Raw genomic sequence first — 24,048 nt, 5'->3', positions numbered from 1 at the left:
CCCATGGCAACGCTTGAAATCCGAGACCTGCGCGTCACCGTCGAGGCCGACAACGCCACGAAGGAGATCCTCAAGGGCGTCGACCTGACCGTGAAGCAGGGCGAGACGCACGCCATCATGGGCCCCAACGGCTCCGGCAAGTCGACCCTCGCCTACTCCCTCGCGGGCCACCCGAAGTACACGATCACCGGCGGCACCGTCACCCTCGACGGCGAGGACGTCCTGGAGATGTCCGTCGACGAGCGCGCCCGTGCCGGCCTGTTCCTGGCGATGCAGTACCCGGTCGAGGTCCCCGGCGTCTCGGTCTCCAACTTCCTGCGCACCTCCGCCACCGCGATCCGCGGCGAGGCCCCCAAGCTGCGCACCTGGGTGAAGGAGGTCAAGGAGGCCATGGAGCGCCTGCACATGGACTCCGCCTTCGCCGAGCGCAACGTCAACGAGGGCTTCTCCGGCGGTGAGAAGAAGCGCCACGAGATCCTCCAGCTCGAACTGCTCAAGCCGAAGATCGCGATCCTCGACGAGACGGACTCCGGCCTGGACGTCGACGCGCTGCGGGTCGTCTCCGAGGGCGTCAACCGCGTCCGCGAGTCCGGCGAGGTCGGCACCCTGCTGATCACGCACTACACGCGCATCCTGCGCTACATCAAGCCCGACTTCGTCCACGTGTTCTCCGGCGGCCGGATCGTCGAGTCCGGCGGTGCCGAGCTCGCCGACAAGCTGGAGAACGAGGGGTACGAGGCATACACGAAGGGTGGCGTATCCGCGTGACACAGATGCCGGGCCTCCTCGACACCGAGGCGATCCGCAAGGACTTCCCCATCCTGGACCGCCAGGTCCACGACGACCGGAAGCTCGTGTACCTGGACAACGCGGCGACCTCGCAGAAGCCGCGCCAGGTGCTGGACGCCCTGAGCGAGTACTACGAGCGCTACAACGCCAACGTCCACCGCGGTGTGCATGTGCTCGCCGAGGAGGCCACGGCGCTGTACGAGGGCGCGCGCGACAAGGTGGCGGCGTTCATCAACGCGCCCAGCCGCGACGAGGTGATCTTCACCAAGAACGCCTCCGAGTCGCTCAACCTCGTGGCGAACATGCTCGGCTGGGCCGACGAGCCCTACCGGGTGGACCGCGAGACCGAGATCGTCATCACGGAGATGGAGCACCACTCCAACATCGTGCCGTGGCAGCTGCTGGCGCAGCGCACGGGCGCGAAGCTGAAGTGGTTCGGCCTCACCGACGACGGCCGCCTCGACCTGTCCAACATCGACGAGATCATCACGGAGAAGACGAAGATCGTCTCCTTCGTGCTGGTGTCGAACATCCTGGGCACGGTCAACCCGGTCGAGGCGATAGTGCGCCGCGCGCAGGAGGTCGGTGCGCTGGTCTGCATCGACGCCTCGCAGGCCGCGCCGCACATGCCGATGGACGTACAGGCCCTCCAGGCCGACTTCGTGGCCTTCACCGGCCACAAGATGTGCGGCCCGACGGGCATCGGCGTGCTGTGGGGCCGCCAGGAGCTCCTGGAGGACCTGCCTCCGTTCCTCGGCGGCGGCGAGATGATCGAGACGGTGTCGATGCACTCCTCGACCTACGCGCCGGCCCCCCACAAGTTCGAGGCGGGCACGCCCCCGATCGCTCAGGCCGTGGGCCTGGGCGCGGCGATCGACTATCTGCAGTCGATCGGCATGGACAAGATCCTCGCCCACGAGCACGCGCTCACCGAGTACGCGGTGAAGAAGCTGGGCGAGGTCCCCGACCTGCGGATCATCGGCCCGACCACGGCCGAGGACCGGGGCGCGGCGATCTCCTTCACGCTCGGCGACATCCACCCGCACGACGTGGGCCAGGTACTGGACGAGCAGGGCATCGCGGTCCGGGTCGGGCACCACTGCGCCCGCCCCGTGTGCCTCCGGTACGGAATTCCCGCGACCACGCGAGCGTCGTTCTATCTGTACTCCACGCCGGCCGAGATCGACGCACTGGTCGACGGCCTGGAGCACGTACGGAACTTCTTCGGCTGAGGGGCGTGCTGAAAAGGTGAAGCTGGACTCCATGTACCAGGAAGTCATCCTGGACCACTACAAGAACCCGCACGGGCGTGGTCTGCGCGATGGCGACGCCGAGGTGCATCACGTCAATCCCACGTGCGGTGACGAGATCACCCTCCGTGTGAAGTACGACGGCACGAGGATCGAGGACGTCTCGTACGAGGGCCAGGGCTGCTCCATCAGCCAGGCCAGTGCGTCCGTCCTGAACGAACTCCTGGTCGGCAAGGACCTGGTGGACGCGCAGAAGATCCAGGAGACCTTCCTGGAGCTGATGCAGTCCAAGGGCCGGATCGAACCGGACGACGCGATGGAGGAGGTGCTGGAGGACGCGGTCGCGTTCGCCGGTGTCTCCAAGTACCCGGCCCGGGTCAAGTGCGCCCTCCTCAGCTGGATGGCGTGGAAGGACGCGACGGCCCAGGCCCTGGGCGGAGCCGACGCCGAAAGGAAGACGGCATGAGTGAGACCATCGAAATGAAGCCCGCCTCGGAGGAGGAGCTCCGCGAGGCCCTGATGGACGTCGTCGACCCCGAGCTGGGCATCGACGTCGTCAACCTGGGCCTGATCTACGGCATCCACGTCGACGACGCGAACATCGCGACCGTCGACATGACCCTGACCTCGGCGGCGTGTCCGCTGACCGACGTCATCGAGGACCAGGCCAAGTCCGCCACGGACGGCCTCGTCAGCGAACTGCGCATCAACTGGGTCTGGATGCCGCCGTGGGGCCCGGACAAGATCACGGACGACGGCCGCGAGCAGCTGCGCGCGCTCGGCTTCAACGTCTGAGATCACCCGCGAGCACAGCGGTGGGCGGCACCCGGCCGGGGTGCCGCCCACCGCTGTTTTCGTGTCTCAGCCCAGACCGGCCACGAACCGGAAGGAGGAGTCCGCCCGGTACAGGTCCGAGTTCTGGTACGGGTCGAGCCGGATCTGGAAGTCCTTGTGACGCAGGTACCGGCCCGGGTAGTTGACCGACTCCAGCATGACCGCCCCGGAGTAGGAGGAGCCGCGGGAGCAGAAGGTGGCGTCCTGCTTGAACAGGGAGGTTCCGTCGTAGCGTTCGGCGCGCAGGACGAAGCTGCGGTGCCGCAGGTACCTGCCGTCGGAGGTCTTGAACGAGAAACAGGCGCTGTCGGTCAGGCCCCTGACCACGGTGAAGGTGGAGTCCTCGCGCGACTCCGAGCCGCGCACCGGGTCCAGCTTCACCTGATCACTGCTCACATGCCAGTAGCGGTCAGGGTAGTTGACCGAGTTCACCGACCGTTCGTAGCTGGTCGGCGCGGGGTCGGACGGCTTCCTGGTGGCCGAGGCCGAGGCCGAGGCCTTGCCCGAGGGCGTCGGACCGCTGTCCTTCGAGCCGGCGGAGGACGAGGCGGAGGCCGATGCCGAAGCCGACGAAGAGGCCGACGCGGAGGGGCTCTTGCCGCCCTGGTGGCCGGCCGCGGCCGAGGACGCGCCGCCCGCCGAGGGCGTGGCGAACGAGATCAGCCCGTCCGACGTCGCGTCGTCGGACAGGGTCCGCCCCTCGCGGGCGTCCGACCGTTCGTCAGCATCCCGGTCGTTGACGGCGATTGCCGTGACACAGGCGACGACGGTGGCCACGGCGAGGACACCGGCCAGCCAGAGCCGCCGGGTTCCGGGAGCCCGGGAGGTGTCCGGGGCCCAGCCGTGCTCCCACGGTCGATCCTGGGGTGGCCGGGACTTGTTTTCTGGCATGCGCTGTTCCTCCAGCGGCGCTCCTGAAGGCGGCCGCGGCTGCGATGGCCCGGTATGTGAACGGTGAAACAGTAGTGGAACCTGTGGCGCGCGTTCAGCCGTTTGAGGGAGCGCTTTCGATAACGCTTTCATAGCCTCGCCCCGAGGATGCGTACACCCGTACACATCGCTCCTCCCGTTGTGTACGCTCGTACACATGGGTTACCTGACGCTCTCCGGAGCCATCGCCGCCGAGGTGGCCGCGACGACCGCCATGAAGTACAGCGAGGGCTTCAGCAGGCTCTGGCCCACCCTTCTGACGGCCGCCGGATACGTCCTCTCCTTCCTGCTGCTCGCCCAGACCCTCAAGTCCGTCGGGATCGGCACGGCGTACGCGATCTGGGCCGGGGCCGGCACCGCGACCATCGCCGTCATCGGGCTCGCCCTCTTCGGCGAGACCCTCACCCTCACCCGGGTCGTCGGGATCGCGCTGATCATCGGCGGAGTGGTGGTCCTGAACCTCGGGGGTGCGCACTGATGCCCCGCCGTCACGACCCCGAGCGCCGCCAGCGGATCATCGACGCGGCGATCCGCGTGGTGGGCCGCAAGGGCCTGGCCGGGCTCACCCACCGCTCGGTCGCGGCCGAGGCGGACGTCCCCCTGGGCTCCACCACGTACCACTTCACCACCCTCGACGACTTGATGACCGCCGCCCTGCGCCAGGCCAACGAGGGCTTCGCCAAGGTGATCGCGTCCCGCGGCGGCCTCTCCGACCCCCGGGCCGACCTGCCCGCCGAGCTGGCCGGATGGCTGGGCGAATGGCTGGCCGGCGACCGCACCGGCGTGGAGCTGGAGTACGAGCTCTACCTGGCCGCCCTGCGCCGCCCCGCCCTGCGCCCGGTGGCCGCCGAGTGGGCCGACGAGCTGGCCGCCCTGCTCGCCCCCCGCACGGACCCCGCCACGGCCCGCGCCCTGGTCGCCCTCATGGACGGCATCTGCCTCCAGGTCCTGCTCACCGACACCCCCTACGACGAGGAGTACGCCCGCGAGGTCCTGGCCCGGCTCATTCCCCCCGCCCGAGCCGCCGCACGACGCTGAGCGCCGCCTCCACGCTCCCCGCCACGTCCGTCACCGGATACTGCACGTCCCGCACCACCCGCTCCCGGTCGACCACCAGCGTCAGCCGCTTCAGCCGGCTCGCCCCCGCCGCCCGGAACGTGGGCAGCCGCAGCGCCCCGATCAACGACAGCCCGGCGTCCGACAGCAGCGGAAACCCGAGCCCCTCCTTCTCCGAGAACGCCCGCTGTTCGTCAGCCCGTTGGGTGGACACCCCGTGCACGACGGCCCCCGCCGCCCGGAACTCCGCGAGCCGGTCCCGGTACGTACAGGACTCCAGCGTGCACCCCGTGGTCCCGGGAATGTCCGACCAGCCCGGGGGATAGGAGTCGCCGCGCGCGAAGGCGCCGGGAAAGCAGTACACGACGGTGAACGCCGCCCCGCCGTCGACCGGATCCCTCGGCGTGCCCCGGTCGTCGACCAGCCGGAGCTCCGGAACCCGCGTCCCCGCCAGCGCGTGCACCCGCCGCCCCTCGGCGGACGCCTCCTCCGCCGTCGCCGTCGTGCGGCCGTCCCCCAGCACCCAGGCGTCGCCCCAGTCCTGAAGGGCCACCAGCACCGGCAGCAGCGCCCGCCCCTTCGCGGTGAGCCGGTACTCGTACCGCACGGGCCGCTCCTGATACGGCACCCGCGTCAGCACCTCCGCCTCCACCAGCAGGCGCAGCCGCTCGGTCAACACCTTCCGGGACAGCCCGAGTTCATGCTGCAGCGCGTCGAACCGGTGCACACCCCGCGCGGCGTCCCGCACGATCAGCAGCGTCCACCAGTCGCCCACGACGTCCAGCGCCTGCGCGATGGCGCAGCCGGAGTCCTCGAGGCTCGTCCTGCGGGCCATGGCGGGGCTCCTTTCTCCATTGACCGGAGGCTGCCATGCTGACACAGTGAGTTCCCAAAGGGAACTCACTCGGGATCGGGGGACAGGTGCGAGGACTACGGGACCTGCCGCGCGCGGTGTGGCTGCTGGCGGCCGGAACGTTCATCAACATGATCGTCAGCGTCACCTTCGTCTTCCTCTTCCTCTACCTGACCGGCCCGCGCGACATGAGCCCCGGCGCGGCGGGCCTGCTGGTCGGACTGGGCGGCACCGGTCTGGTCGCGGGCAACTTCACCGGCGGCTGGTACGGCGACCATCTGGGCCACCGCCGCGTCCTGCTGACCGCGGCGGCCGCCTCCGGCCTTCTCCTCGCCGCCGTCCCCCTCCTGCCGACCCCCGCCCTCTACCTCGCCCTCCCCCTCGCCCAGTACGCCTCGGGCGTCCAGCGGGCGGCCAACTCCGCGCTGGTCGCCGTGATCGTCCCCGAGGGCACCCGGCGCCAGGCCTTCGCCCTGGTCCGCGCCTCGGCCAACGGCGGCTTCACCATCGGCCCCGTCCTGGGCGCCCTGGTGGCGACCCACCTCTCCTACGACTGGCTCTACGTGGCCGAGGGCCTTGGCGGCCTGACCCTCGCCTGCTGGACCGCCCGCGCGGTCCCCGCCGGACTCGCCCCCCGCACCCGCCCGCCCCGCGACCGGGGCGGCGTGTGGCCGGCCCTGCGCGCCCGGCCGGCGGTCCTGGTCCTGCTCCTCGCCGTCCTCGTGACCGACGTCGTCTACCGGCAGCAGTACTCGACGTTCCCCCTCTTCCTGGCCGACCACCACATGGACGTCGGCGTCTACGGCACCCTGCTCGCGATCAACGGCGGTGTCCTGCTCTGCCTGGAACTGCCGGCGGCACTGGCCCTGCGCCGGCACGCGCCCCTGCGCATCGTGGGCACCGGTCTGCTCCTCGTGGGCGCGGGCTACGCCACCCTGCTCCTCGGACAGACCCTCCTCACCGCGGCGACGATGATGATCCTTCTCACCCTCGGCGAACTCCTCTACAAGACGACGGCCACGGCGTACATGGCCGACGAGGCCCCACCGCACGTCCAGGGCCGCTTCCAGTCCCTGTACGCGGGCGTCTCCATCAGCGGCGTCGTCCTGGCGGCCCCGCTGGGCGGCGCCCTCTACGAAACGGCCCCCGCGGCCCTGTGGCCGCTCTGCGCGATGTCGGCGGTGACAGCGGGAGCGGCCGTCCTGCTCACCAGGCCGCACCGGAGCGGGCCCGACGAGCGGGAAAGCCCGGAAGACCGGGAGACGGCGGTCCCACAAGCCGCCTGACCGGAGCGCGCCGGCGATCAAGGTTTCGTGAAGGCGCCTCCGGTGTCATGATGATCGCGTCCCCACGGGGAGGGGCGCGGGGGACGCGTGTTGACCGCACGCTGCAGACGGGGACTTAGGGGCCGCGAAAGCACGCAAGACCCTCAAGGGGCTGAAGCTCATCATCGACGCTCGGCTCGCCAAGGGCGTGTCGTTCTGCGTGAAGCACAGCTTCGTCGCGGGCACGATGGTGAAGATGGCCGACGGCAGCGTCCGCGCCATCGAGAACGTCACCGCCGGGGACCGGGTCCTCAACGCGCAGCCGGGCGACCCGGCCGTGCAGCGGCACGAGGTGGTGCTGACGCACCGCACGACCACCGACACCCGGTTCACGGACGTGACCGTGGCCACGCCGGGCGGGCGGCGCACCCTCACCGGTACGTCGGACCACCCGTTCTACGACCTCACCACCCGCTCCTGGACGGACGCCGGGCGTCTGCGGGCCGGTGACCGGCTGCAAACCGCGGACCACGGCACCGTCACGGTGGCCGACGTGACCTCGTACACCAAGCCGCAGGTCACCTACGACCTCACGGTGGAGGGCGTCCACTCCTACTTCGTCGCGGCCGGGGACGCGGCCGTGCTGGTGCACAACATCAGCTGCCGTACGATCACGAAGGGGGCGCTCGATCACATCGCGAACCAGCACCTCTGGGGCGGTAAGTACCACGCGGACGGCGTGATGCAGAACGTGTTCGCCGAGGGGATCGACGCCACCAAGCTCAAGAAGCTCATCGAGGAGGCGGCCCAGTTCGGCAAGGAGGTCCCCCGGGCCAAGGGCGACCCGCGCGGAGGCAACTACATCGACTACGCCTTCGACGAGGTCACGACCGGCGTCCACGGCCAGAACGGCATCCGTCTCTTCGTGGACGAGTTCGGCAACCTCAAGAGCGCGCAGCCCAAGAACGTCTGGTAGCCGGAAGGGAGGAACAGTCAGTTGATCACCTTCGCCTTCGAGCCCCGTGCCGAGGACGTCTCCTGGTCGCCCGACTGGCGGCCGGAGAACCGGGACCGACCGGAGCATCCGGAGCTGACGGGCGCGGACTTCTCCGCGAGCTTCTTCCTGGCGAACGTGCAGTGCGTCATCCACGGCGTGGATCTGAGCCTGCGCACCCCGGGGCTGCCGGTGGTCGACTTCGCACTGATGCTGGAGTACGCGAGGGGAGAGCTCGAGACCGCAAGCTGCGTCGCGGTGGAGACGACCGTGACCCAGCACGTGTTCTCCTTCAGCCGCGAAGCGACGACCGTCACCCTCACGACGAACTACACGTCACAGGTGGCCGAGCTGGCCTGGCCCGAGCTGCGGCAGCTCACCGAGCGGGCCAAGGCCGAGGCGTTCCGGCTGATCACCACCGCCCACCCGGAGCTGCGTGACCACGCGTGGCTGAGGGAGACGGTGGGAGGTCTGCCGGCCGCCTGAAACGGCAGCCGCTTGTCGGCCACCGCATGAGCCGAGGGCGCTCCCCGCAAGGGCGAGCGCCCTCGGTGTCGTACCGGGCTCGTGCCCGACGTGTCAGCTGGTGCCGCCGGGAGCGCCGGCGGGCGAGCCGGCGGTGACGAGGACGGTGTCGCCCGCGTCGCAGCGGGCCTCCCCGGTCGTGCTGGTGCCGTCACGGCGTCACTGCCGAGGAGCCCGTTCTCTCGTCCCGCGACCACACCCGAACCTCCGTCCGGATGATCACCCGCTGCCGCTCGGACAGGACCCGGTCTGCCACGCACTGAGACAGCCCCCCGCTGGTTAGCCTCCGAACGCCTCATCCGGTTAGCTTTCCCTCATGACCGACACGACTGCTCCAAGCACCACCGGCGCGGTGGCCGCCGGCCTCGCCACCATCGCCGCCGACGGCACGATCCTCGACACCTGGTTCCCCGCCCCCGAGCTCACCGCGGAGCCCGGCCCCGCGGGCACCGAGCGGCTGTCCGCCGAGCGGGCCGCGGAACTGCTCGGCGGAGCCGCCACGGCGGCGATCGGCCCGGACGCCCGCCGGGGCGTCGACGTCGTGGCGGTCCGCACGGTCATCGCCTCCCTCGACGACAAGCCGCTCGACGCGCACGACGTCTACCTCCGCCTCCACCTCCTCTCGCACCGCCTGGTCAAGCCGCACGGCCAGAACCTGGACGGCGTCTTCGGCCACCTCGCGAACGTCGCCTGGACCTCCCTCGGCCCGGTCGCCGTCGACGACGTCGAGAAGGTCCGCCTGAACGCCCGCGCCGAGGGCCTGCACCTCCAGGTGACGTCCATCGACAAGTTCCCGCGCATGACGGACTACGTCGCCCCCAAGGGCGTCCGCATCGCCGACGCCGACCGCGTCCGCCTCGGCGCGCACCTCGCCGAGGGCACGACGGTCATGCACGAGGGCTTCGTGAACTTCAACGCCGGCACCCTCGGCACCTCGATGGTCGAGGGCCGCATCTCGGCCGGCGTGATCATCGGCGACGGCTCGGACATCGGCGGCGGCGCCTCCACGATGGGCACGCTCTCCGGCGGCGGCAACGTCATCATCTCCATCGGCGAGCGCTGCCTCATCGGCGCCGAGGCGGGCGTCGGCATCGCCCTCGGCGACGAGTGCGTCGTCGAGGCGGGCCTCTACGTCACCGCGGGCACCCGCGTCACGATGCCCGACGGCCAGATCGTCAAGGCCCGCGAACTCTCCGGCGCCTCCCACATCCTCTTCCGCCGCAACTCGGTCACCGGCACGGTCGAGGCCCGCCCGAACAACGCGGTCTGGGGCGGCCTGAACGACATTCTGCACAGCCACAACTGAGGCACCCCGAGCCGGGACCGCGGCAGTCCCGGACCTGACGTCCAGGCGCCCTCCTGCCCCCAGCCGTCGGCAGGAGGGCGCCGCGTCGTGCGGCGGGCGTCATCCGTGCAGGCCGGCCGCGAACGCCGACAGCGTCTCGAAGTCGCCCGCCCGCAGCCCCAGCCGCGGGCTGACGTGGTGCAGGAGTGCCGGGGCGGGGTGGCGGGTGGCGACGTAGGCCGAGTCGGCGGCGGACTGTTCGTCGTCGACCCAGGCGAAGGGGCGGCCCGCCGCGTGGGCGACGAGCGCCTCCGTCTTCCAGTGGACGCCGTCGGGCCGCTCGGCGAGAAGGGCCGCGCCGAAGTCGACGTACGGCAGCTCGGGCAGTCCCACCACCGGCGCGATCCAGCGGTTGGCCTCGGCCATCCAGGTCGTGGCCCAGCACAGGTCGTAGGGAAGACCGAGCAGCGCCGCGCCGTGCCCGGGGTGCAGCCAGACCCGCAGCGGCCGGCCCGGCCGCACGGACGCCCTGATCGTCGTATAGCCGGCGGGGCGCCGCTCGGGCTGGGCGGCGTACGGATTCAGCGGCCCGTCGACGTCGAGGAAAAGCAGCGGCCGGCTCATTCACCCACCGTAGGGCGCCGCCCGCGCCGACGCCCCGGAATTCTCTCGCCGCCGCGGGCATGGCGGCGGCCCGCCGGGAGCGTCACAGAGGGAACGGGGCCGGGCAGCGGGCCCGTTTCCGGGGGAAGAGAAGGTGACGCCGGATGCCGGGGCATCCGCACGCCGGACCCCTGGGAGCCGGGGTTCGTGGGCCGCCGACCCCGTGCTCCCGGGCCGGTCAGCCCACCAGCCGCTCGTAGGCCGCCCGCAGCCCGTCGACCGTCTCGCGGCCGGCGGGCCGCAGCGGCGGGCGGACCGGTCCGGCCGGCAGGCCCAGGTCGCCCAGCAGGGCCTTCGCGGTGACGGTGCCGGGCAGCCCGGCGGCCATCGTCAACTCGATCAGTTCCGTGGCCCGTTGCTGGAGAGCGGCCGCCGCGCCGGTGTCACCGGCGTCGAACAGGTCGAGCACCGCGCGCAGTTGCTCCGGGACCACGTTCGCGACCGTGCTGACGTACCCCGCCCCGCCCACCGCGTACAGGGCGAGATTGTGCTCGTCGCAGCCCGCGTAGTACGCCAGCTCCGTGCGGGCGAGCACCTTCTGCGCACCGAGGAAGTCGTACGAGCAGTCCTTGACGGCGACGATCCGGGGGTGCGCGGCCAGCCGGAGCAGGGTCTCCGGCTCGATCCGGGTGCCGGTCCGGCCGGGGATGTCGTACAGCATCACCGGCAGCCCGCAGGCGTCGGCGACCTCCAGGAAGTGCGCCTCCAGGGCGTCCTGCGGAGGCCTGCTGTAGTACGGGCTGACGACGAGTACGCCGTCCGCGCCCGCCTTCTCGGCCGACCGGGCGAGTTCGGCCGTGTGCCGGGTGTCCGGGGTGCCGACGCCCGCGACGACCGACGCCCGGTCGCCGACCGCCTCCCGCACCGCCGTGACCAGCTCCGCCTTCTCGGCGTCCGAGGTGGTCGGCGACTCGCCCGTCGTCCCGGACAGCACCAGCCCGTCGCAGCCGTGCCCCACCAGCCACGCGGCGAGCCGCTGCGCCCCGTCGAGGTCGAGCGCGCCCGAGCCGGTGAAGGGGGTGACCATCGCGCAGAGGGCACGGCCGAAGGGAGGGTTCAGGGAGGCTGCGTTCGTCATGGCAGCAGTCTCGGCGCCATGACCGTGAAGCTCCACTTAAATCTGCTACAGGATATCGATAAGTATTACTGATGGGTGGAAGGTTCGCCCGGTCGCACCACGGTGGATAGCGGAGGCCGGGCGGGGTACCCGGTGTCCCGCGATCGAGAGGAGGCGGAACACCGTGACCGCGACACAACCAGCCGGGCACCACACCGTCGGTGAACTCGTCAACCAGGCCACCGAACAGCTCTCCCGGCTCGTACGACAGGAACTGACCCTGGCGAAGCTGGAGCTCACCGAGAAGGGCCGGCGGGCCGGACGCGGCGGCGGACTGCTCGGCGCCGCGGGCGCGTTCGCCTATGCCGGGCTGCTCGCCCTCGCCGGAACGGCCGTCGCCGCCCTCTCGCTGGTGCTGCCCGTCTGGGCCGCGGCGCTCATCGTGACGGGGGTGCTGTTCGCGATCGCCGGTCTGCTGGCCGCGACCGGCCGTGCCCAGCTGCGCCGGGCCGCGCCTCCCACCCCCGAGGAGACGCTCGGCAGCGTCAGGGCCGACGTCGAGGAGATCAGGGAAAGGGCGCACCGATGACGGACACGGAAAGGGCGCACCGATGACGGACAAGGAAACGGCGAAGGAAACAGCGGCGCACCTGCGCCGGCAGATCGCCCGCACCAGGAGCCAGCTGGGCGCCACGGTCGAGGAGCTGGCCGGCAAGACGGACGTACGCGGCCGGGCCCGGGCCCGCGCGGCGGACCTCCGGGACCGCGCCGGCGCGATGACCGTGCAGCTGCGCAGCACGGCGGCCCAGGCCGGTCACACGGTCCAGGAGCAGGCGTCGCACGCACGTCACGCCGTCCAGGAGCGGTCGAGCCGGGCCGGTCACGTGCTCCAGGAGCGGTCGACCCGGTCCGGTCACGTGCTCCAGGAACGGTCGACCCGGGCCGGGCACGTGCTCCAGGAGCGGGCGGCCCACGCCGGGCACGTGCTCCAGGAGCGGGCGGCCCGGGCCGGGCAGACAGCTCAGGGCCGGGCGATCGAGGCGGGCCACAGCGCTCACGGACGGATGACCCGCGCGGGTCAGGCCGTGGAGCAGCAGGTGCCGGCCCCCGTCCGCGGGCCCGTGCGGTTCGCGATGCGGCACCCGCGGCCGGTCGCGATCGTCGGCGCGGCGGGTGTGGCGCTCGTGGCGGCGGCGATCCTGGGGAGGCGCCGGGCCAGGCACCAGTAGGGCGTCCGGGGACATCGGCCCGGCATGCGCGGGACGCGGGTGCCGGGCCGATGCACGCCCATTCGCCCGCATGCCCGCAGGAGAGCCACCGAATACTCTTCTCGCCTGGACAAAAAAAGTTTTCGGTGAGACGGTGGACGCATGTTGGACGTCACCGTGATCGAGGACCCCGCGGCCGCCGCCGTCTCCCTGGACCCCGTACGGGCCCGGCTGCTGGCCGAGCTGGCCGCGGGACCCGCGTCGGCGGCGATGCTGGCCGGAAAGGTCGGTCTGCCCCGGCAGAAGGTGAACTACCACCTGAAGGCACTGGAGCGGCACGGCCTGGTCGAGCTGGCCGGCGAACGCCGCAAGGGCAATGTCACCGAGCGGCTGATGCGCGCCACCGCCGCCTCGTACGTCATCTCGCCGCTCGCCCTCGCCGAGGTCCAGCCCGACCCCGACCGCTTCCGCGACCAGCTCTCCGCGCGCTGGCTGCTCGCGCTCGGCGCCCGCCTGGTGCGGGACGTCGGCTCGCTGATCACCGGCGCCACGAAGGCCCGCAAGCGGCTGGCGACGTACGCGCTGGACGGCGAGGTCCGCTTCGCCACCGCCGCCGACCGCGCCGCCTTCATCGAGGAACTGACCGCCGGGGTCACCGCCCTGGTCCGCAAGTACGACGCCCCCGGCGCCGAGGACGGCCGCGACCACCGGATCGTCGTCGCGGTCCATCCCACGGTCAAGCCGGAGAACCCCGAACTCACCGGCCGCTGAGCACACTTCAGGAGAACGACATGTCCAGGGAATTCGAGATCGCCCGCGAGTTCGAGGTCGACGCCACCCCCGAGGAGGTGTGGGAGGCGATCACGAACGGCACCGGCGGGTACCTGTGGCCGATGGAGCCGCCCGAGCCCAAGGTCGGCGGCACGGCGGCCTTCGGCTCCACGGTCACCGTCTACGACCCGCCGCACCACCTCACCCTGCGCAGCGAGGACGTCGGTTTCCCCGTCCAGAGCGTGAACCAGCTCGAGCACGTCATCGAACCGCGCGACGGCGGCCGGCGCGCCTGGGTGCGGTACGTGCACAGCGGGATCTTCACCGACGACTGGGACAACCAGTACGACGGAGCGAGCCGGCACACCGACTTCTATCTGCACACCCTGCGCGAGTACCTCACCCACTTCGCGCCCCGCCCCGTCACGTTCGCCCAGCTCAACGGCCCCGAGGGCAGTGTCACCCCCGGGGCGCTCGGCGAGGTCGAGCGGGCTCTGGGGCTGGCGGAGGACGCCGCCCCGGGCGCCCGGGTGACGGTGCGCGGTCCGCACGAGTTCGACGCCGTGCTCGACTACCGGAACCCGTACTTCGTCGGACTGCGCACCGGCGACGCCCTGATCCGTGTCTTCGGGCGCAACCACTGGGGCGCCCCGGTCGGCGTCAGCGTCCACGACTTCGCGCCGGACGCCGACGCCAAGGCGAACGAGGACGCCTGGCAGGGCTGGCTGGACGGGGTGTTCAGCCGGCCCCGCTGACCGCTGACCGCCGGCCGGAGGTCACGGCTTGAAGCGCAGCACCTGCGGGTCGTGGTCGCTGATCTGGTCGTGGAACTCCGAGTTGATGTGCACGCTGTCGTACTCGACGTCGCAGCCGCGCCGGATCGACGGGCTCACCAGGATCTGGTCCAGGACCTGCTGGTTGCCCTGGTAGTCGTACGTGTACCGCTCGCTCCTGGGCAGCGACTTGATCGCCGACCACAGCTCGCCGTCACCCTCCAGGATCTTCGCGGTGCCGGAGAACTCGAAGTCGTTGATGTCGCCGAGCGCGACCACGTCCGCGTTCCTCTGCGCGTCGAGGACGTCCTTCACGAACGCGTTGACCAGCGTCGCCTGCTGGTGGCGCTGGGTCTCCGAGCTGCGCACCACCGGCTGGTACTGCGCGTGCAGCGACTGGTCGCCGCCCTTGGAGTTGAAGTGGTTGGCGATCACGAAGACCGTGCGGCCGCGGAAGACGAACTCGCCGACCAGCGGCTTGCGGCTGCTCGCCCATGCGGTGTTCCCCGGGTCGATACGGCCCGGCGACGCGGTCAGCTGCGCCTTGCCGTGCGCCTTCGTCACCCCGACGGCCGTCGTCGCGTCGCCGCCCGCGCGGTCCGTGAAGGACACCCGTTCCGGGTTGAACAGGAACACCTGGCGGATGTTGCCGCCCGGCTGGCCGCCGTCGGTGTCGTTGGCCGGGTCGATGGAGCGCCAGTCGTACCGCGGGCCGCCCGCCGCGACGATCGCGTCGATCAGCTTGGTCACGGTGACGTCCGCGGCGGTCGTGCCGTCGTCCTTCGCGCCGTTGTTGTCCTGGATCTCCTCCAGGGACACGATGTCGGGCGACTTCAGGTTGTCCACGATCGCGGAGGCGTGCTCCTCGAAGGTGGCGTCGGACGGGTCGAGGTTCTCGACGTTGTACGTCGCGACCGCCAGCTCGCCCCTCTTCTGCCGCTCGGTCGTCTCCCGCTCCAGGCCGCCGCTCTTCAGCGTGCCGAGGGTGTGCGCGACCAGGGTGTAGCCGCCGAACTGGTTGTAGTCCAGCGGGCCGGTGGTGGTGCCGGCCAGGGTGTCGCCGACGTTCGCCACGGGGAAGCCGGCGGCCGGGCCCAGCGACTGGATCTGCAGCCGGCCGGTGTTCTGCGACGCGTAGGAGCCGTACACCGTGCCGCCGCGCCGGCTGGCGTTCTCCCGCGGCTTCACCGTCACCCACAGCTCGCTGTACGGGTCGGTGGCGGTGACCACCCGGGCGTCGGCGACCTGGACGTTCATGCCCTCCAGGGACTCGTAGTGGTCCAGGGCGTACTTGCCGGGCTCCAGGGTGAGCCCGTTGACGGAGTTGTTCGCGGCGCTGTCGCCGGCCGGGGCGTAGGCGGCCGGGACCGACTTCGCGTCGATCACCGTGGCGGCCGGGACCGCGTTGCCGCCGGAGACGACGGTCACCGTCGGCTTGGTGATCTCGGTGACCGACTGGTTGCCGGACGCAGCGCCGCCGGGGACGTACTCCGTGACCGTGCCGCTCACCGTGACCGAGTCGCCCACCGCGACCTTCGGGGCGGAGCTGGTGAAGACGAAGACGCCCTCGCTGGTGGCCGGGTCGGCGTCCGGGTTCGGATCCTGGATCCAGAAACCTCTGGAGGAGCCGTAGGTGCGTATGCCGGTGACGATTCCGGTCACACCCGTCACCGCCTGGCCGGCGTACGGCGATGTCCGGGTCGTGCCCTGGATGTCATGAACGGCCACCGTGTCCGCCTGCGCGGGGGAGGAGAGGGCGACGGTGGACGCCGCGGAACAGACGGCGGCGACGGTGAGCGCGGCGACGCGCGCGGACTTCTTGCTCGGCAACGTGATCCCTCCGGGGACATGCGTGGGCGCCGGGACGAGGATGGAGCGGGAGCGCGTATGACGCGCGTAGAAATGAGTGAACACTCGTTCCCTCGACTTCTACGCGCGTCAATCTCCTGCTTGATCAGGCCAGTTGTCAAGGAATGAGCCATGTATGGCTCCCTACGGGGAGATGAACCGGACGGGATGGGTCGAAATCCCTCTAGGCTGAACGCCTGAGTGGTACGACGCCCTAGGAGAACCCGCCGATGTCAGACAGCTCCCCCCTGCCGCCCGTACGGCTGCACCCCGAAGCGGAGCTGGCGCGTGACGCGCTGTCCACGCCGTTGCTCTCCCGGGCCGCCCGGCTCGCCCGCTGGGCCGGCCCCGACACCCGCGTCGACACCGGCGGCCAACTGGTCGAGGAACAGCTGCCGGCCGCCGCCGAGGTGCTCGGACTGACCGGTGACGACGCCGCCGCCTACGCGAGCGAGGCCTGGCGGATCGCCATGGACATCGGGCTCGTCGAGCCCGTCGACGAGGAGGCCGGCACCGTCACGGCCGGCGAGGACCTCGCCCGGCTGACCGGCGGCGCCCCGCACGACGTGCTCGGCGTCTGGCTCGGCGCCCTGGAGTCCGTGATCGCCGACGCGGCCGTACCCGACCTCGACGAGCTGATCGACGCCATGGACGAGGGCGGCGCCGTCGACTTCTCCCAGCTGGACTGGGACCCCGAGCGCGAGGCCGAGTTCCTCAACGGTGTGCTCGGCAACCTCTACCTGCTCACCGCCGGCGAGGACGGCCCCGGCGACGGCCCCGTCCCCCTGCCCGCGCTCGCCGCCTCCATGATCGTCCCCGGCGACATGAGCGAGCCGACCAACGACGTCCTGGAACAGGTCTCCGACGCGATGATGCGCCTCGACGACCAGTTCCGGCTCCTGGAGCCGGTCGGCCTCGTCGTCTACCAGCCCGTCGACGAGGCACTGATGGGGGACGCCGAAGAGAGCGCGGAGGACCCCGCCGCGACCCCGGTCGACGAGACCGACGTCTCCCGCTACGGCATGGTCCGCCTCACCCCGCTCGGCCTGTACGGGCTGCGGGCGCGCCTGCTGGAGGCCGGCTTCCAGGCGCCGGCCGTCGGCGAACTCTCCGACAAGGGCGCCGACGTGCTCCTCGACGGCAGCGCCGGCTACGGTCCGAGCGCCGCCCGCGCCGAGACCGAGCAGTGGCTGGCCCGCCGCGAACCCGTCGCCGCCGCACGGGAGTTGCTCGCCGCCGCCCGCGGCTCGGACCCCGGCGCGCCCCTGCGCCGGCTGCGCTGCCAGCAGGCCCTCTCGCTGGTGGGCGCCCAGGCCGAACCCGCCGTCCGCGAGGTCCTCGACGACGCCGAGCTCGGCGGGCTCGCCCGGGTGTGGCTCACCGAGCTGGGCGCCACCGACGTACCGGCCCCGTCCGAGAAGCTGGTCTTCTGGCTCACCATCGACACGGTGGCCGCGCAGCTCGCCGCCGAGGGCAACTCCGAGGAGCTGCAGGCCCTCGTCGAGGGACTCGCCCAGCAGCACAGCGGCTTCTTCGCGGCCGCCTGGCGCGTCGAGCACCCCGCGACCCCGGACGTCCTGGAGGCGATGGGCCGCCTCCACCCGGACAAGCGCATCGCCAAGGAAGCCCGCAAGGCGGCCTTCAAGGCGCGGTCCCAACAGAACGGCTGAGCGGACCCCTGCCGGGCCCGTCGGGGCCGGGGCCTCCGCCCCGTGAGGGAGCGTCACCGGTTCCTGCCCTGGCGGGCGCGTCCCCGGCTTCCGCTGGGCGGGGGGGGGGGGGGAGTTGTTACCCGCCCGGCGGGTGGGCCCCGTCGTGCCTCTGTTCCGGGATGGGGCGTGACCGGTTCTGCCCTGGCGGGGACGGGTCCGCGGCTTCCGCCCGGCGGAGGGTGTCCCGCCTGGCGGGTGGGCCGCGTCGTGTTCCGTTCCGGGATGGGGCGTGACCGGGTTCTGGCCTGGCGGGGCGCGTCCGTGGCTTCCGTCCGACGGGGGGCGTTGTTTCCCGCCCGGCGGGTGGGCCTCGTCGCGTTCCGTTCCGGGAGGGGGCGTGACCGGTTTCCGCGCTGGTGGGGTGGTGTCACCGGCTCTCGCCCGGCGCGGGGCATCTGGTCTCTTGCCCCGGGAGGCTGGGCGTCTTGGCTTCCACGCTGTCCGCGCGGGCCACCGCTTCGGGCTTCCACCCTGGTGAGGGGGCTTTCGGGGGTCCAGTCCCGCCGAGGGGGCCATCTCGGCTCCCGTCCCGTCCAGGGAGGTGGCTTCGGGCCTGTGTGCCGGCCGGGGTGAGGTGTCTGCGGGCTTCGGTCCTGTCCGGTGAGGCGTCCTCGGGCTCCGGTCGCGTTCGGGGAGGCGTTTCGGCTCGTGTCCCGCCCGAGGCGGGGTTCCTCGGGGCTCCGGCCCTGCCGAGGAAGGGCTCGTCGGGGTTCCCGCCGTTTCGGCCCGGCGGCTGGATGCGGGCGGGTTCATGGAACCGGGTCCCCCCGCGCCGTCCTCCGTTCAACCGCTGTTCAGGCGTGGGCGGGACGGTGGCGCCGGAACCGAGGTCCGCCACCCTCCACGGCACACCCACCGTCTCAGGAGACACCATGTCGCTCACCCGCAGGGACTTCGCCAGACACTCCGCGCTCACCGGTGCCGGGGTGGCACTGGCGGGCAGTGTCGGCGCCCTCGCCACCGCGCCGAACGCCCTCGCCTCCACGGAGACCGAGAGCGCGACGGCGGAGTCCGCGGCCGCACACTGCGGGGTCGGCTACGGGCCGCTGGTCCCCGACCCCGACGGCATCCTCGCGCTGCCCGCCGGGTTCACGTACGAGATCATCACCTACAGCGGCAGGACCAAGCTGGAGTCGGGCGAGTTCACCCCCTCCAACCACGACGGCACCTCCACCTTCGACGGCCCGCGCGGGGCGACCCTCCTGGTCAACAACCACGAGCTGAAGGGCCCCCGGTCGGCCTGGAAGTACCCCGTCCCGCTCACCGAGGGCCTGGTCTACGACCCGGCCGCGTCCGGCGGCTGCACGGTCGTCGAGGTGCGTCCCGGCGGCCATGTCGCCGAGTGGGTCGGCATCGCGGGCACCTCCACCAACTGCGCCGGTGGCAACACCCCTTGGGGCACCTGGCTCACCTGCGAGGAGACCGAGGACAAGGCCGGCCAGAACGGCATGACCAAGGACCACGGCTACGTCTTCGAGGTCGACCCCGAGGACCGGCGCGCCAACAGGGACCCCAAGCCCCTCAAGGCGCTGGGCCGTTACGCCCACGAGGCGGTCGTGGTCGATCCCCGGCGCGGCCACCTCTACCTCACCGAGGACGCCTCGGGCCCCAACGGCCTCCTCTACCGCTGGACCCCGCCGGAGGGCTTCCGCCACGGCCGCGGCAGGCTGCGCACCCTCGGCGACGACGCCGGTGTGCTCCAGGCCTTCAAGTGCTTCGACTCCGGCGGCAAGTTCGTGGACGACCTCTCCCGCGCCACGAAGATCGGCACGGTGTACGGCGTGGACTGGGTGACCGTACCCGACCGCGACGCGAAGACCACGTCCGTCCGCAAGCAGTTCACCGACGGCCAGATCACCCGCGCCCGCAAGCTGGAGGGCATGTGGTGGGGCGACGGCGGCACCTACATCGTCTCCTCGTACGCCCGTGACGAGAGCCCCGTCCAGCACGACGGCGCCGTCTGGTTCTACGACCCCAAGCGCCGCACCCTCACCCTGAAGGTCCTGCTCGGCGTCAACCCGGACCCGGACGCGGACGGCCACTTCGACGGCCCGGACAACATCACGGTCTCCCCGTACGGCGGTCTGGTCATCGCGGAGGACGGCGAGGGAATCCAGCATCTCTTCGGCGCCACCGACAGCGGCCGCACCTACCCGATCGCCCGCAACGAACTCAACATCGGCACCGTGGAGGAGCCGGAGTACAGCGAGTTCACCGGCGTCACCTTCTCACCCGACGGCCGGACCCTGTTCGCCAACATCCAGGACCCGGGAATCATGCTGGCGATCACGGGGCCGTGGAAGCGGCAGAAGCGCGGCTGACGTTCCGCCGAATTAATTCGCTCGCTCGGCCCGCGGCCGCCCTCCTAAAGTGATGAACGTCCAGGTGCGAAGGCAGGACCTACTTCCACTGATAATGGGGCGGTCGCGGGTTCGAGTCCCGCCACCGGTACAACCGGCCGGTGTAGCTCAGGGGTCAGAGCACCTACGTCGGTTCCGCCGACCTCGATCTCTGGACACCACAACTTCATCGCACCTCCCGGTGCGCGGGCTGCGGCTACTTCTTTTCCAAAGAGAATCCGATGCCGCCGCCGACCTGATCTCGGGAGGCGCAGCACATGGTGGGTGCCCGGTGCGCAGGCAGCGGATACTTCAGGGACCTGGTCAAGAAATTGGTACGGGTTCGAATCCCGTCGTCGGCCCGGCGCCGATGTGGCGGAACAGGAAGACGCGCCAGGCGTCAGTCCCGTCGCCGACCTCTGACCTCGGACACCCTCCATCTGCTGTGCCTCCCTCCGAAACAGAACCAGAATTCGGGGGAATTCACCATGGCGCGATTCAACACGAAGGGCGCGAAGGCGCAGCCCACTTCGCGGGTGACGTCGACGGGCCGAGTGCTCCGCACCTATGAGGGCGGCCGCGGACACGAGCGCGAGGCGCGCTCCGAGCTCTTCCTGCTCGCCGTCGCCAACTTCGTGTCACAGCAGACCTTCTACGAGACCGGCGCCGACCGCGACGACCGCTTCGCGCGGCTGGTACGGCGGCTCGCCGTCGAGGACCCGGCCTGGACCGCCGGCCTCCTCGGCTGGCTGCGCGGCGAGGGCAACCTCCGTACGGCCTCGATCGTGGGCGCCGCCGAGTACGTGAAGGCACGCCTCGACGCGGGCGCGACCGACGGCCCGTCGAACCGCCAGGTCGTCGCCTCCGTGCTGCAGCGCCCCGACGAGCCCGGCGAACTGCTCGCGTACTGGACGGCGATGTACGGCCGCAACGTGCCCAAGCCCGTCAAGCGGGGGATCGCCGACGCCGTACGGCGCCTGTACCACGGCACGTCGCTGCTGAAGTACGACACCGCGTCCAAGGGCTACCGCTTCGGCGACATCCTCAACCTCGTGCACGCGGCCCCGGACCCGGACAAGCCGTGGCAGGGCGAGCTGTTCCAGTACGCCCTGGACCGCCGGCACCACCCGGACACCGCGGTGCCGCCCGCGTCGAGCCGTGTGCTCACCGCGCACCGTGAGCTGATGGCGCTGCCGGTGGCGGAGCGGCGCGCGGTGGTCACGGCGGCCGACGGTGCCGAGCGGCTGGCCGCGGCCGGCATCACCTGGGAGGCGCTGGCCGGGTGGCTCCAGGGGCCGATGGACAAGGCGGCCTGGGAGGCCGTGATTCCGTCCATGGGCGCCATGGCACTGGTCCGCAACCTGCGGAACTTCGACCAGGCCGGCGTGTCCGACGAGGTCGCGGCCCGGGTGGCGGCCAGGATCAGCGACCCCGCCGAGGTCGCCCGGTCGCGGCAGTTCCCCTTCCGGTACCTCGCCGCGTACCAGCACGCGCCCTCGCTGCGCTGGTCGTACCCGCTGGAGCAGGCGCTCGGCCACTCGCTGGCCAACGTGCCCGCGCTGCCCGGCCGTACGCTGGTGCTCGTCGACCGTTCGGGCTCGATGTTCTACTCGCGGCTGTCGGACCGCTCGGAACTCAACCGGGCCGACGCGGCGGCGATCTTCGGCACGGCGCTGGCGCTGCGGGCGGCGAAGGCGGATCTCGTGGAGTTCGGAACCACGAGCAAGCGCCTCGCGATCCGCAAGGGCGAGTCGGTGCTCAAGATCCTCGGGCGCTTCGGCGACCTGGGCGGCACCGACACCACCGGGGCGATCCGCGCCCACTACCGGGGGCAGGACCGGGTGCTGATCGTCACCGACGAGCAGTACACCCACCACCGCAACGGTGACCCGACCGAGCAGGTGCCGGCGAACGTGCCGGTCTACACCTGGAACCTCGCCGGCCACCGGGCGGGTCACGGCCCGTCGGGCAAGGCGAACCGTCACACCTTCGGAGGTCTCTCGGACGCGGCCTTCCGGCTGGTGCCTCTCCTGGAGGCCGCCCGGGACGCCGACTGGCCCTGGGCTGCCTGAGCGCCGACCGCGTGGCCCGCACTCCCTCGGGGGTGCGGGCCGCACCCTTGTGCACGGCGAGGACTGACATCTAACATTTCAGTCGTGGAGGCCATGCGACCCGTCCAGCGCACCCTGCTCAGGGACCGCGCCTACGCTTCGATCCGGGACGCCATCGTGTCCGGGGAGCTCGAGCCCGGGGCGGTGGTGCGGGACGCCGAGCTCGCCGAGCGGCTCGGGCTGTCGCGGGCGCCGGTGCGGGAGGCGTTCTCGCGGCTGGTGGACGAGGGGCTCCTGGAGAGCAAGCCGCAGAGCTACACACGGGTGACGCCGGTCGTCGCCGCCGACGTGCGGGACGCGGCGGCCGTGGTCGGCGCCATGCACGAGCTGGTCACCCGGGTCGCGGTGCCCCGGCTGTTCGCGGCGGACGTCGAGGGGATGCGCACGGCCAACGAGCGGTTCGCCGCCGCCGTGCGGGCCGGGGACGTGGACGCCGCGCTGAGCGCCGACGACGACCTGCACGACATCCTCGTCCGCGCCGCCGGCAACCGCGCGGCCGCCGCCACCATCGCCCGCTACACCCCCCTGATCCGGCGGCTGGAGCGACGACGCTTCGGCGAGGGCGGCACCTGCCGTTCGGCCGGGCTGCACGGCCGGCTGATCGAGGCCTGCGCCGGCGGTGACGTGGACGAGGCCGTCCAGGTCACGGCGGAGATCTGGCGCACCCTGGCCGACCTGGCCGACACCGACTGAGCCAAGGAGGCTCCATGGCCCCGAAGTCCCTCTCCTCGTACGAGCGTTACCCCCTCCTCTTCGGCCCCTCGCCGGTGCACCCGCTGGAGCGTCTGACCGCCCGTCTCGGCGGGGCGGCCCTCTGGGCCAAGCGGGAGGACTGCAACTCCCCGATCGCGTACGGCGGGAACAAGACCCGCAAGCTGGAGTACCTGGTCGCGGACGCGCTCGCCCAGGGCTGCGACACGCTGGTGTCGATCGGCGGCGTGCAGTCCAACCACACCCGTCAGGTCGCCGCCGTGGCCGCCCGCGCCGGGCTGAAGTGCGTGCTGGTGCAGGAGAGCTGGGTGGAGTGGCCCGACGCCGTGTACGACAAGGTCGGCAACATCCTGATCAGCCGGCTGGCCGGCGCCGACGTACGGCTGGTGCGCGCCGGGTTCGGGATCGGCTTCAAGGAGAGCTGGGAGCAGGCGCTGCGGGAGGTCGAGGAGTCGGGCGGCAAGCCGTACGCCATTCCGGCCGGGGCCTCCGACCATCCGCTGGGCGGCCTCGGCTTCGCCGGCTGGGCGTACGAAGTGGCCGAGCAGGAGCGTGCGGCGGGCGTCTTCTTCGACACCGTGATCGTGTGCTCGGTGACCGGTTCGACCCAGGCCGGCATGGTCGCCGGTTTCGCGGCGCTGGAGGAGGCCGGTGGCCGCCCCCGTCGGGTGATCGGGATCGACGCCTCGGCCAAGCCCGCCGAGACCCGCGAGCAGATCGCCCGTATCGCCCACCGCACCGGCCGCCTCATCGGACTCACCCGCGAGGTGACCGTCGACGACATCGAGCTGGACGAGCGGTACCACGCGGGCGTCTACGGCGTTCCCGACGAGACGACCCTGGAGGCGATGCGGCTCGCCGCCCGGACCGAGGGCATGGTCACCGACCCCGTCTATGAGGGCAAGTCGATGGCCGGCCTCGTCGACCTGGTCACCCGTGGCGAGATCGCCCCCGACTCCACCGTCCTGTACGCCCACCTGGGCGGCCAGCCCGCACTCAACGCGTACAGCGCGCTGTTCTAGCCCGGGGCTTTCACGATGTTGGGCGCTCCGGATGCTGATCCAATGGGTGGAA

At 71.6% G+C, this 24,048-nt stretch carries 24 protein-coding genes; 19 read left to right on the top strand and 5 right to left on the bottom strand.

Annotation, left to right across the window (positions count from 1 at the left end; all coding sequences use genetic code 11):
* The first annotated feature begins 3 nt into the window (after nt 1–3).
* From sufC to ACFY2L_RS00755, 4 genes are read left to right on the top strand one after another with little or no spacing between them, the layout of a single operon-like run.
* Nucleotides 4–768, top strand: a complete 765-nt coding sequence (gene sufC / locus ACFY2L_RS00770) for a Fe-S cluster assembly ATPase SufC (protein ID WP_390656023.1) — start codon at nt 4–6, stop codon at nt 766–768.
* Nucleotides 765–2,021 (top strand): cysteine desulfurase, encoded by a 1,257-nt coding sequence (locus ACFY2L_RS00765; protein ID WP_390656024.1) that lies wholly within the window; start codon nt 765–767, stop codon nt 2,019–2,021. Before sufC ends, ACFY2L_RS00765 begins: the two co-directional genes overlap by 4 nt.
* 16 nt (nt 2,022–2,037) lie before the next feature.
* A complete protein-coding gene (gene sufU, locus ACFY2L_RS00760) occupies nt 2,038–2,505 on the top strand; it encodes a Fe-S cluster assembly sulfur transfer protein SufU (RefSeq protein WP_390656025.1) in 468 nt (155 codons plus the stop codon).
* Nucleotides 2,502–2,834, top strand: coding sequence for a metal-sulfur cluster assembly factor (locus tag ACFY2L_RS00755; RefSeq protein ID WP_390656026.1), 333 nt, complete (start codon nt 2,502–2,504; stop codon nt 2,832–2,834). Before sufU ends, ACFY2L_RS00755 begins: the two co-directional genes overlap by 4 nt.
* Nucleotides 2,835–2,900: 66 nt before the next feature.
* On the opposite strand, the gene ACFY2L_RS00750 is transcribed toward ACFY2L_RS00755, so the two are convergent.
* On the bottom strand, nt 2,901–3,764 hold the full coding sequence (locus tag ACFY2L_RS00750; protein WP_390656027.1) for an AbfB domain-containing protein: 864 nt from the start codon (nt 3,762–3,764) through the stop codon (nt 2,901–2,903).
* Nucleotides 3,765–3,960: 196 nt separating this feature from the next.
* On the opposite strand from ACFY2L_RS00750, the gene ACFY2L_RS00745 reads away from it, so the two are divergent.
* Both ACFY2L_RS00745 and ACFY2L_RS00740 read left to right on the top strand, forming a co-directional pair.
* The gene (locus ACFY2L_RS00745; protein ID WP_390656028.1) at nt 3,961–4,281 is read left to right on the top strand and encodes a DMT family transporter; all 321 of its coding nucleotides are present in this window, start codon (nt 3,961–3,963) and stop codon (nt 4,279–4,281) included.
* The gene (locus ACFY2L_RS00740; RefSeq protein ID WP_390656029.1) at nt 4,281–4,841 is read left to right on the top strand and encodes a TetR/AcrR family transcriptional regulator; all 561 of its coding nucleotides are present in this window, start codon (nt 4,281–4,283) and stop codon (nt 4,839–4,841) included. Before ACFY2L_RS00745 ends, ACFY2L_RS00740 begins: the two co-directional genes overlap by 1 nt.
* Here ACFY2L_RS00740 and ACFY2L_RS00735 read toward each other — a convergent pair.
* Complete coding sequence (locus ACFY2L_RS00735; protein ID WP_390656030.1) at nt 4,807–5,694, bottom strand: winged helix-turn-helix transcriptional regulator; 888 nt, start codon at nt 5,692–5,694, stop codon at nt 4,807–4,809. The genes ACFY2L_RS00740 and ACFY2L_RS00735 overlap by 35 nt on opposite strands.
* Nucleotides 5,695–5,780: 86 nt before the next feature.
* Here ACFY2L_RS00735 and ACFY2L_RS00730 point away from each other — a divergent pair, with 86 nt between their 5' ends.
* The 4 genes from ACFY2L_RS00730 to dapD all read left to right on the top strand — a co-directional run bounded on the left by ACFY2L_RS00730 (nt 5,781) and on the right by dapD (nt 9,802).
* Complete coding sequence (locus ACFY2L_RS00730) at nt 5,781–6,998, top strand: MFS transporter (protein ID WP_390821168.1); 1,218 nt, start codon at nt 5,781–5,783, stop codon at nt 6,996–6,998.
* A 199-nt stretch (nt 6,999–7,197) separates the two neighbouring features.
* On the top strand, nt 7,198–7,953 hold the full coding sequence (locus ACFY2L_RS00725; RefSeq protein ID WP_390821166.1) for a polymorphic toxin-type HINT domain-containing protein: 756 nt from the start codon (nt 7,198–7,200) through the stop codon (nt 7,951–7,953).
* 21 nt (nt 7,954–7,974) lie between these two features.
* Nucleotides 7,975–8,457, top strand: coding sequence for a hypothetical protein (locus tag ACFY2L_RS00720; protein WP_390656033.1), 483 nt, complete (start codon nt 7,975–7,977; stop codon nt 8,455–8,457).
* Between the two features lie 355 nt (nt 8,458–8,812).
* Complete coding sequence (dapD, locus tag ACFY2L_RS00715; RefSeq protein ID WP_390656034.1) at nt 8,813–9,802, top strand: 2,3,4,5-tetrahydropyridine-2,6-dicarboxylate N-succinyltransferase; 990 nt, start codon at nt 8,813–8,815, stop codon at nt 9,800–9,802.
* Nucleotides 9,803–9,901: 99 nt separating this feature from the next.
* On the opposite strand, the gene ACFY2L_RS00710 is transcribed toward dapD, so the two are convergent.
* Entirely contained in the window at nt 9,902–10,405 is a 504-nt protein-coding gene (locus ACFY2L_RS00710; protein WP_390656035.1) for a hypothetical protein, read from the bottom strand.
* A gap of 217 nt (nt 10,406–10,622) precedes the next feature.
* Nucleotides 10,623–11,522: a 4-hydroxy-tetrahydrodipicolinate synthase gene (gene dapA, locus ACFY2L_RS00705; protein ID WP_390821165.1), complete on the bottom strand. Its 900-nt coding sequence runs from the start codon at nt 11,520–11,522 to the stop codon at nt 10,623–10,625.
* A gap of 163 nt (nt 11,523–11,685) precedes the next feature.
* Here dapA and ACFY2L_RS00700 point away from each other — a divergent pair, with 163 nt between their 5' ends.
* From ACFY2L_RS00700 to ACFY2L_RS00685, 4 genes are all read left to right on the top strand, one after another.
* Nucleotides 11,686–12,090: a phage holin family protein gene (locus ACFY2L_RS00700; protein WP_390656037.1), complete on the top strand. Its 405-nt coding sequence runs from the start codon at nt 11,686–11,688 to the stop codon at nt 12,088–12,090.
* A gap of 22 nt (nt 12,091–12,112) precedes the next feature.
* On the top strand, nt 12,113–12,730 hold the full coding sequence (locus ACFY2L_RS00695) for a DUF3618 domain-containing protein (protein WP_390821164.1): 618 nt from the start codon (nt 12,113–12,115) through the stop codon (nt 12,728–12,730).
* Nucleotides 12,731–12,871: 141 nt separating this feature from the next.
* Nucleotides 12,872–13,480, top strand: coding sequence for an ArsR/SmtB family transcription factor (locus tag ACFY2L_RS00690; protein WP_390656039.1), 609 nt, complete (start codon nt 12,872–12,874; stop codon nt 13,478–13,480).
* 20 nt (nt 13,481–13,500) lie between these two features.
* The gene (locus tag ACFY2L_RS00685; RefSeq protein ID WP_390821163.1) at nt 13,501–14,235 is read left to right on the top strand and encodes an SRPBCC domain-containing protein; all 735 of its coding nucleotides are present in this window, start codon (nt 13,501–13,503) and stop codon (nt 14,233–14,235) included.
* A gap of 21 nt (nt 14,236–14,256) precedes the next feature.
* Here the strand turns inward: ACFY2L_RS00685 and ACFY2L_RS00680 are convergent, their stop codons facing one another.
* Nucleotides 14,257–16,083, bottom strand: coding sequence for an endonuclease/exonuclease/phosphatase family protein (locus ACFY2L_RS00680; protein ID WP_390821161.1), 1,827 nt, complete (start codon nt 16,081–16,083; stop codon nt 14,257–14,259).
* A 248-nt stretch (nt 16,084–16,331) separates the two neighbouring features.
* Here ACFY2L_RS00680 and ACFY2L_RS00675 point away from each other — a divergent pair, with 248 nt between their 5' ends.
* The 5 genes from ACFY2L_RS00675 (at nt 16,332) to ACFY2L_RS00655 (ending at nt 23,996) form a co-directional block, all read left to right on the top strand.
* Nucleotides 16,332–17,771 carry a hypothetical protein gene (locus ACFY2L_RS00675; protein ID WP_390656042.1) on the top strand — a complete coding sequence of 480 codons (1,440 nt, stop codon included), beginning with the start codon at nt 16,332–16,334 and terminating at the stop codon, nt 17,769–17,771.
* Nucleotides 17,772–18,685: 914 nt separating this feature from the next.
* Nucleotides 18,686–20,134: an alkaline phosphatase PhoX gene (locus tag ACFY2L_RS00670; RefSeq protein WP_390821160.1), complete on the top strand. Its 1,449-nt coding sequence runs from the start codon at nt 18,686–18,688 to the stop codon at nt 20,132–20,134.
* 506 nt (nt 20,135–20,640) lie between these two features.
* Nucleotides 20,641–22,224, top strand: a complete 1,584-nt coding sequence (locus ACFY2L_RS00665; RefSeq protein WP_390656044.1) for a TROVE domain-containing protein — start codon at nt 20,641–20,643, stop codon at nt 22,222–22,224.
* Between the two features lie 84 nt (nt 22,225–22,308).
* Nucleotides 22,309–22,956: a GntR family transcriptional regulator gene (locus tag ACFY2L_RS00660; RefSeq protein WP_390656045.1), complete on the top strand. Its 648-nt coding sequence runs from the start codon at nt 22,309–22,311 to the stop codon at nt 22,954–22,956.
* A gap of 14 nt (nt 22,957–22,970) precedes the next feature.
* Nucleotides 22,971–23,996 carry a 1-aminocyclopropane-1-carboxylate deaminase gene (locus tag ACFY2L_RS00655; protein ID WP_390656046.1) on the top strand — a complete coding sequence of 342 codons (1,026 nt, stop codon included), beginning with the start codon at nt 22,971–22,973 and terminating at the stop codon, nt 23,994–23,996.
* The last annotated feature ends 52 nt before the right edge of the window (nt 23,997–24,048 follow it).

Origin of the sequence: Streptomyces sp. NPDC001381, from assembly GCF_042895685.1 — a bacterium.
GTDB lineage: Bacteria > Actinomycetota > Actinomycetes > Streptomycetales > Streptomycetaceae > Streptomyces.
Note: the sequence above shows the minus strand (reverse complement) of the source record. Positions and strands in the feature narration are given on the sequence as shown.

Excerpts from the sequence above, each read along its gene's own strand:
- sufC (WP_390656023.1), top strand. The coding sequence starts at position 4 with ATGGCAACGCTTGAAATCCGAGACCTGCGCGTCACCGTCGAGGCCGAC.
- ACFY2L_RS00755 (WP_390656026.1), top strand. The coding sequence starts at position 2,502 with ATGAGTGAGACCATCGAAATGAAGCCCGCCTCGGAGGAGGAGCTCCGC.
- ACFY2L_RS00750 (WP_390656027.1), bottom strand. The coding sequence starts at position 3,764 with ATGCCAGAAAACAAGTCCCGGCCACCCCAGGATCGACCGTGGGAGCAC.
- ACFY2L_RS00745 (WP_390656028.1), top strand. The coding sequence starts at position 3,961 with ATGGGTTACCTGACGCTCTCCGGAGCCATCGCCGCCGAGGTGGCCGCG.
- ACFY2L_RS00740 (WP_390656029.1), top strand. The coding sequence starts at position 4,281 with ATGCCCCGCCGTCACGACCCCGAGCGCCGCCAGCGGATCATCGACGCG.
- ACFY2L_RS00735 (WP_390656030.1), bottom strand. The coding sequence starts at position 5,694 with ATGGCCCGCAGGACGAGCCTCGAGGACTCCGGCTGCGCCATCGCGCAG.
- dapD (WP_390656034.1), top strand. The coding sequence starts at position 8,813 with ATGACCGACACGACTGCTCCAAGCACCACCGGCGCGGTGGCCGCCGGC.
- ACFY2L_RS00710 (WP_390656035.1), bottom strand. The coding sequence starts at position 10,405 with ATGAGCCGGCCGCTGCTTTTCCTCGACGTCGACGGGCCGCTGAATCCG.
- dapA (WP_390821165.1), bottom strand. The coding sequence starts at position 11,522 with ATGACGAACGCAGCCTCCCTGAACCCTCCCTTCGGCCGTGCCCTCTGC.
- ACFY2L_RS00695 (WP_390821164.1), top strand. The coding sequence starts at position 12,113 with ATGACGGACAAGGAAACGGCGAAGGAAACAGCGGCGCACCTGCGCCGG.
- ACFY2L_RS00690 (WP_390656039.1), top strand. The coding sequence starts at position 12,872 with ATGTTGGACGTCACCGTGATCGAGGACCCCGCGGCCGCCGCCGTCTCC.
- ACFY2L_RS00685 (WP_390821163.1), top strand. The coding sequence starts at position 13,501 with ATGTCCAGGGAATTCGAGATCGCCCGCGAGTTCGAGGTCGACGCCACC.
- ACFY2L_RS00675 (WP_390656042.1), top strand. The coding sequence starts at position 16,332 with ATGTCAGACAGCTCCCCCCTGCCGCCCGTACGGCTGCACCCCGAAGCG.
- ACFY2L_RS00670 (WP_390821160.1), top strand. The coding sequence starts at position 18,686 with ATGTCGCTCACCCGCAGGGACTTCGCCAGACACTCCGCGCTCACCGGT.
- ACFY2L_RS00665 (WP_390656044.1), top strand. The coding sequence starts at position 20,641 with ATGGCGCGATTCAACACGAAGGGCGCGAAGGCGCAGCCCACTTCGCGG.
- ACFY2L_RS00655 (WP_390656046.1), top strand. The coding sequence starts at position 22,971 with ATGGCCCCGAAGTCCCTCTCCTCGTACGAGCGTTACCCCCTCCTCTTC.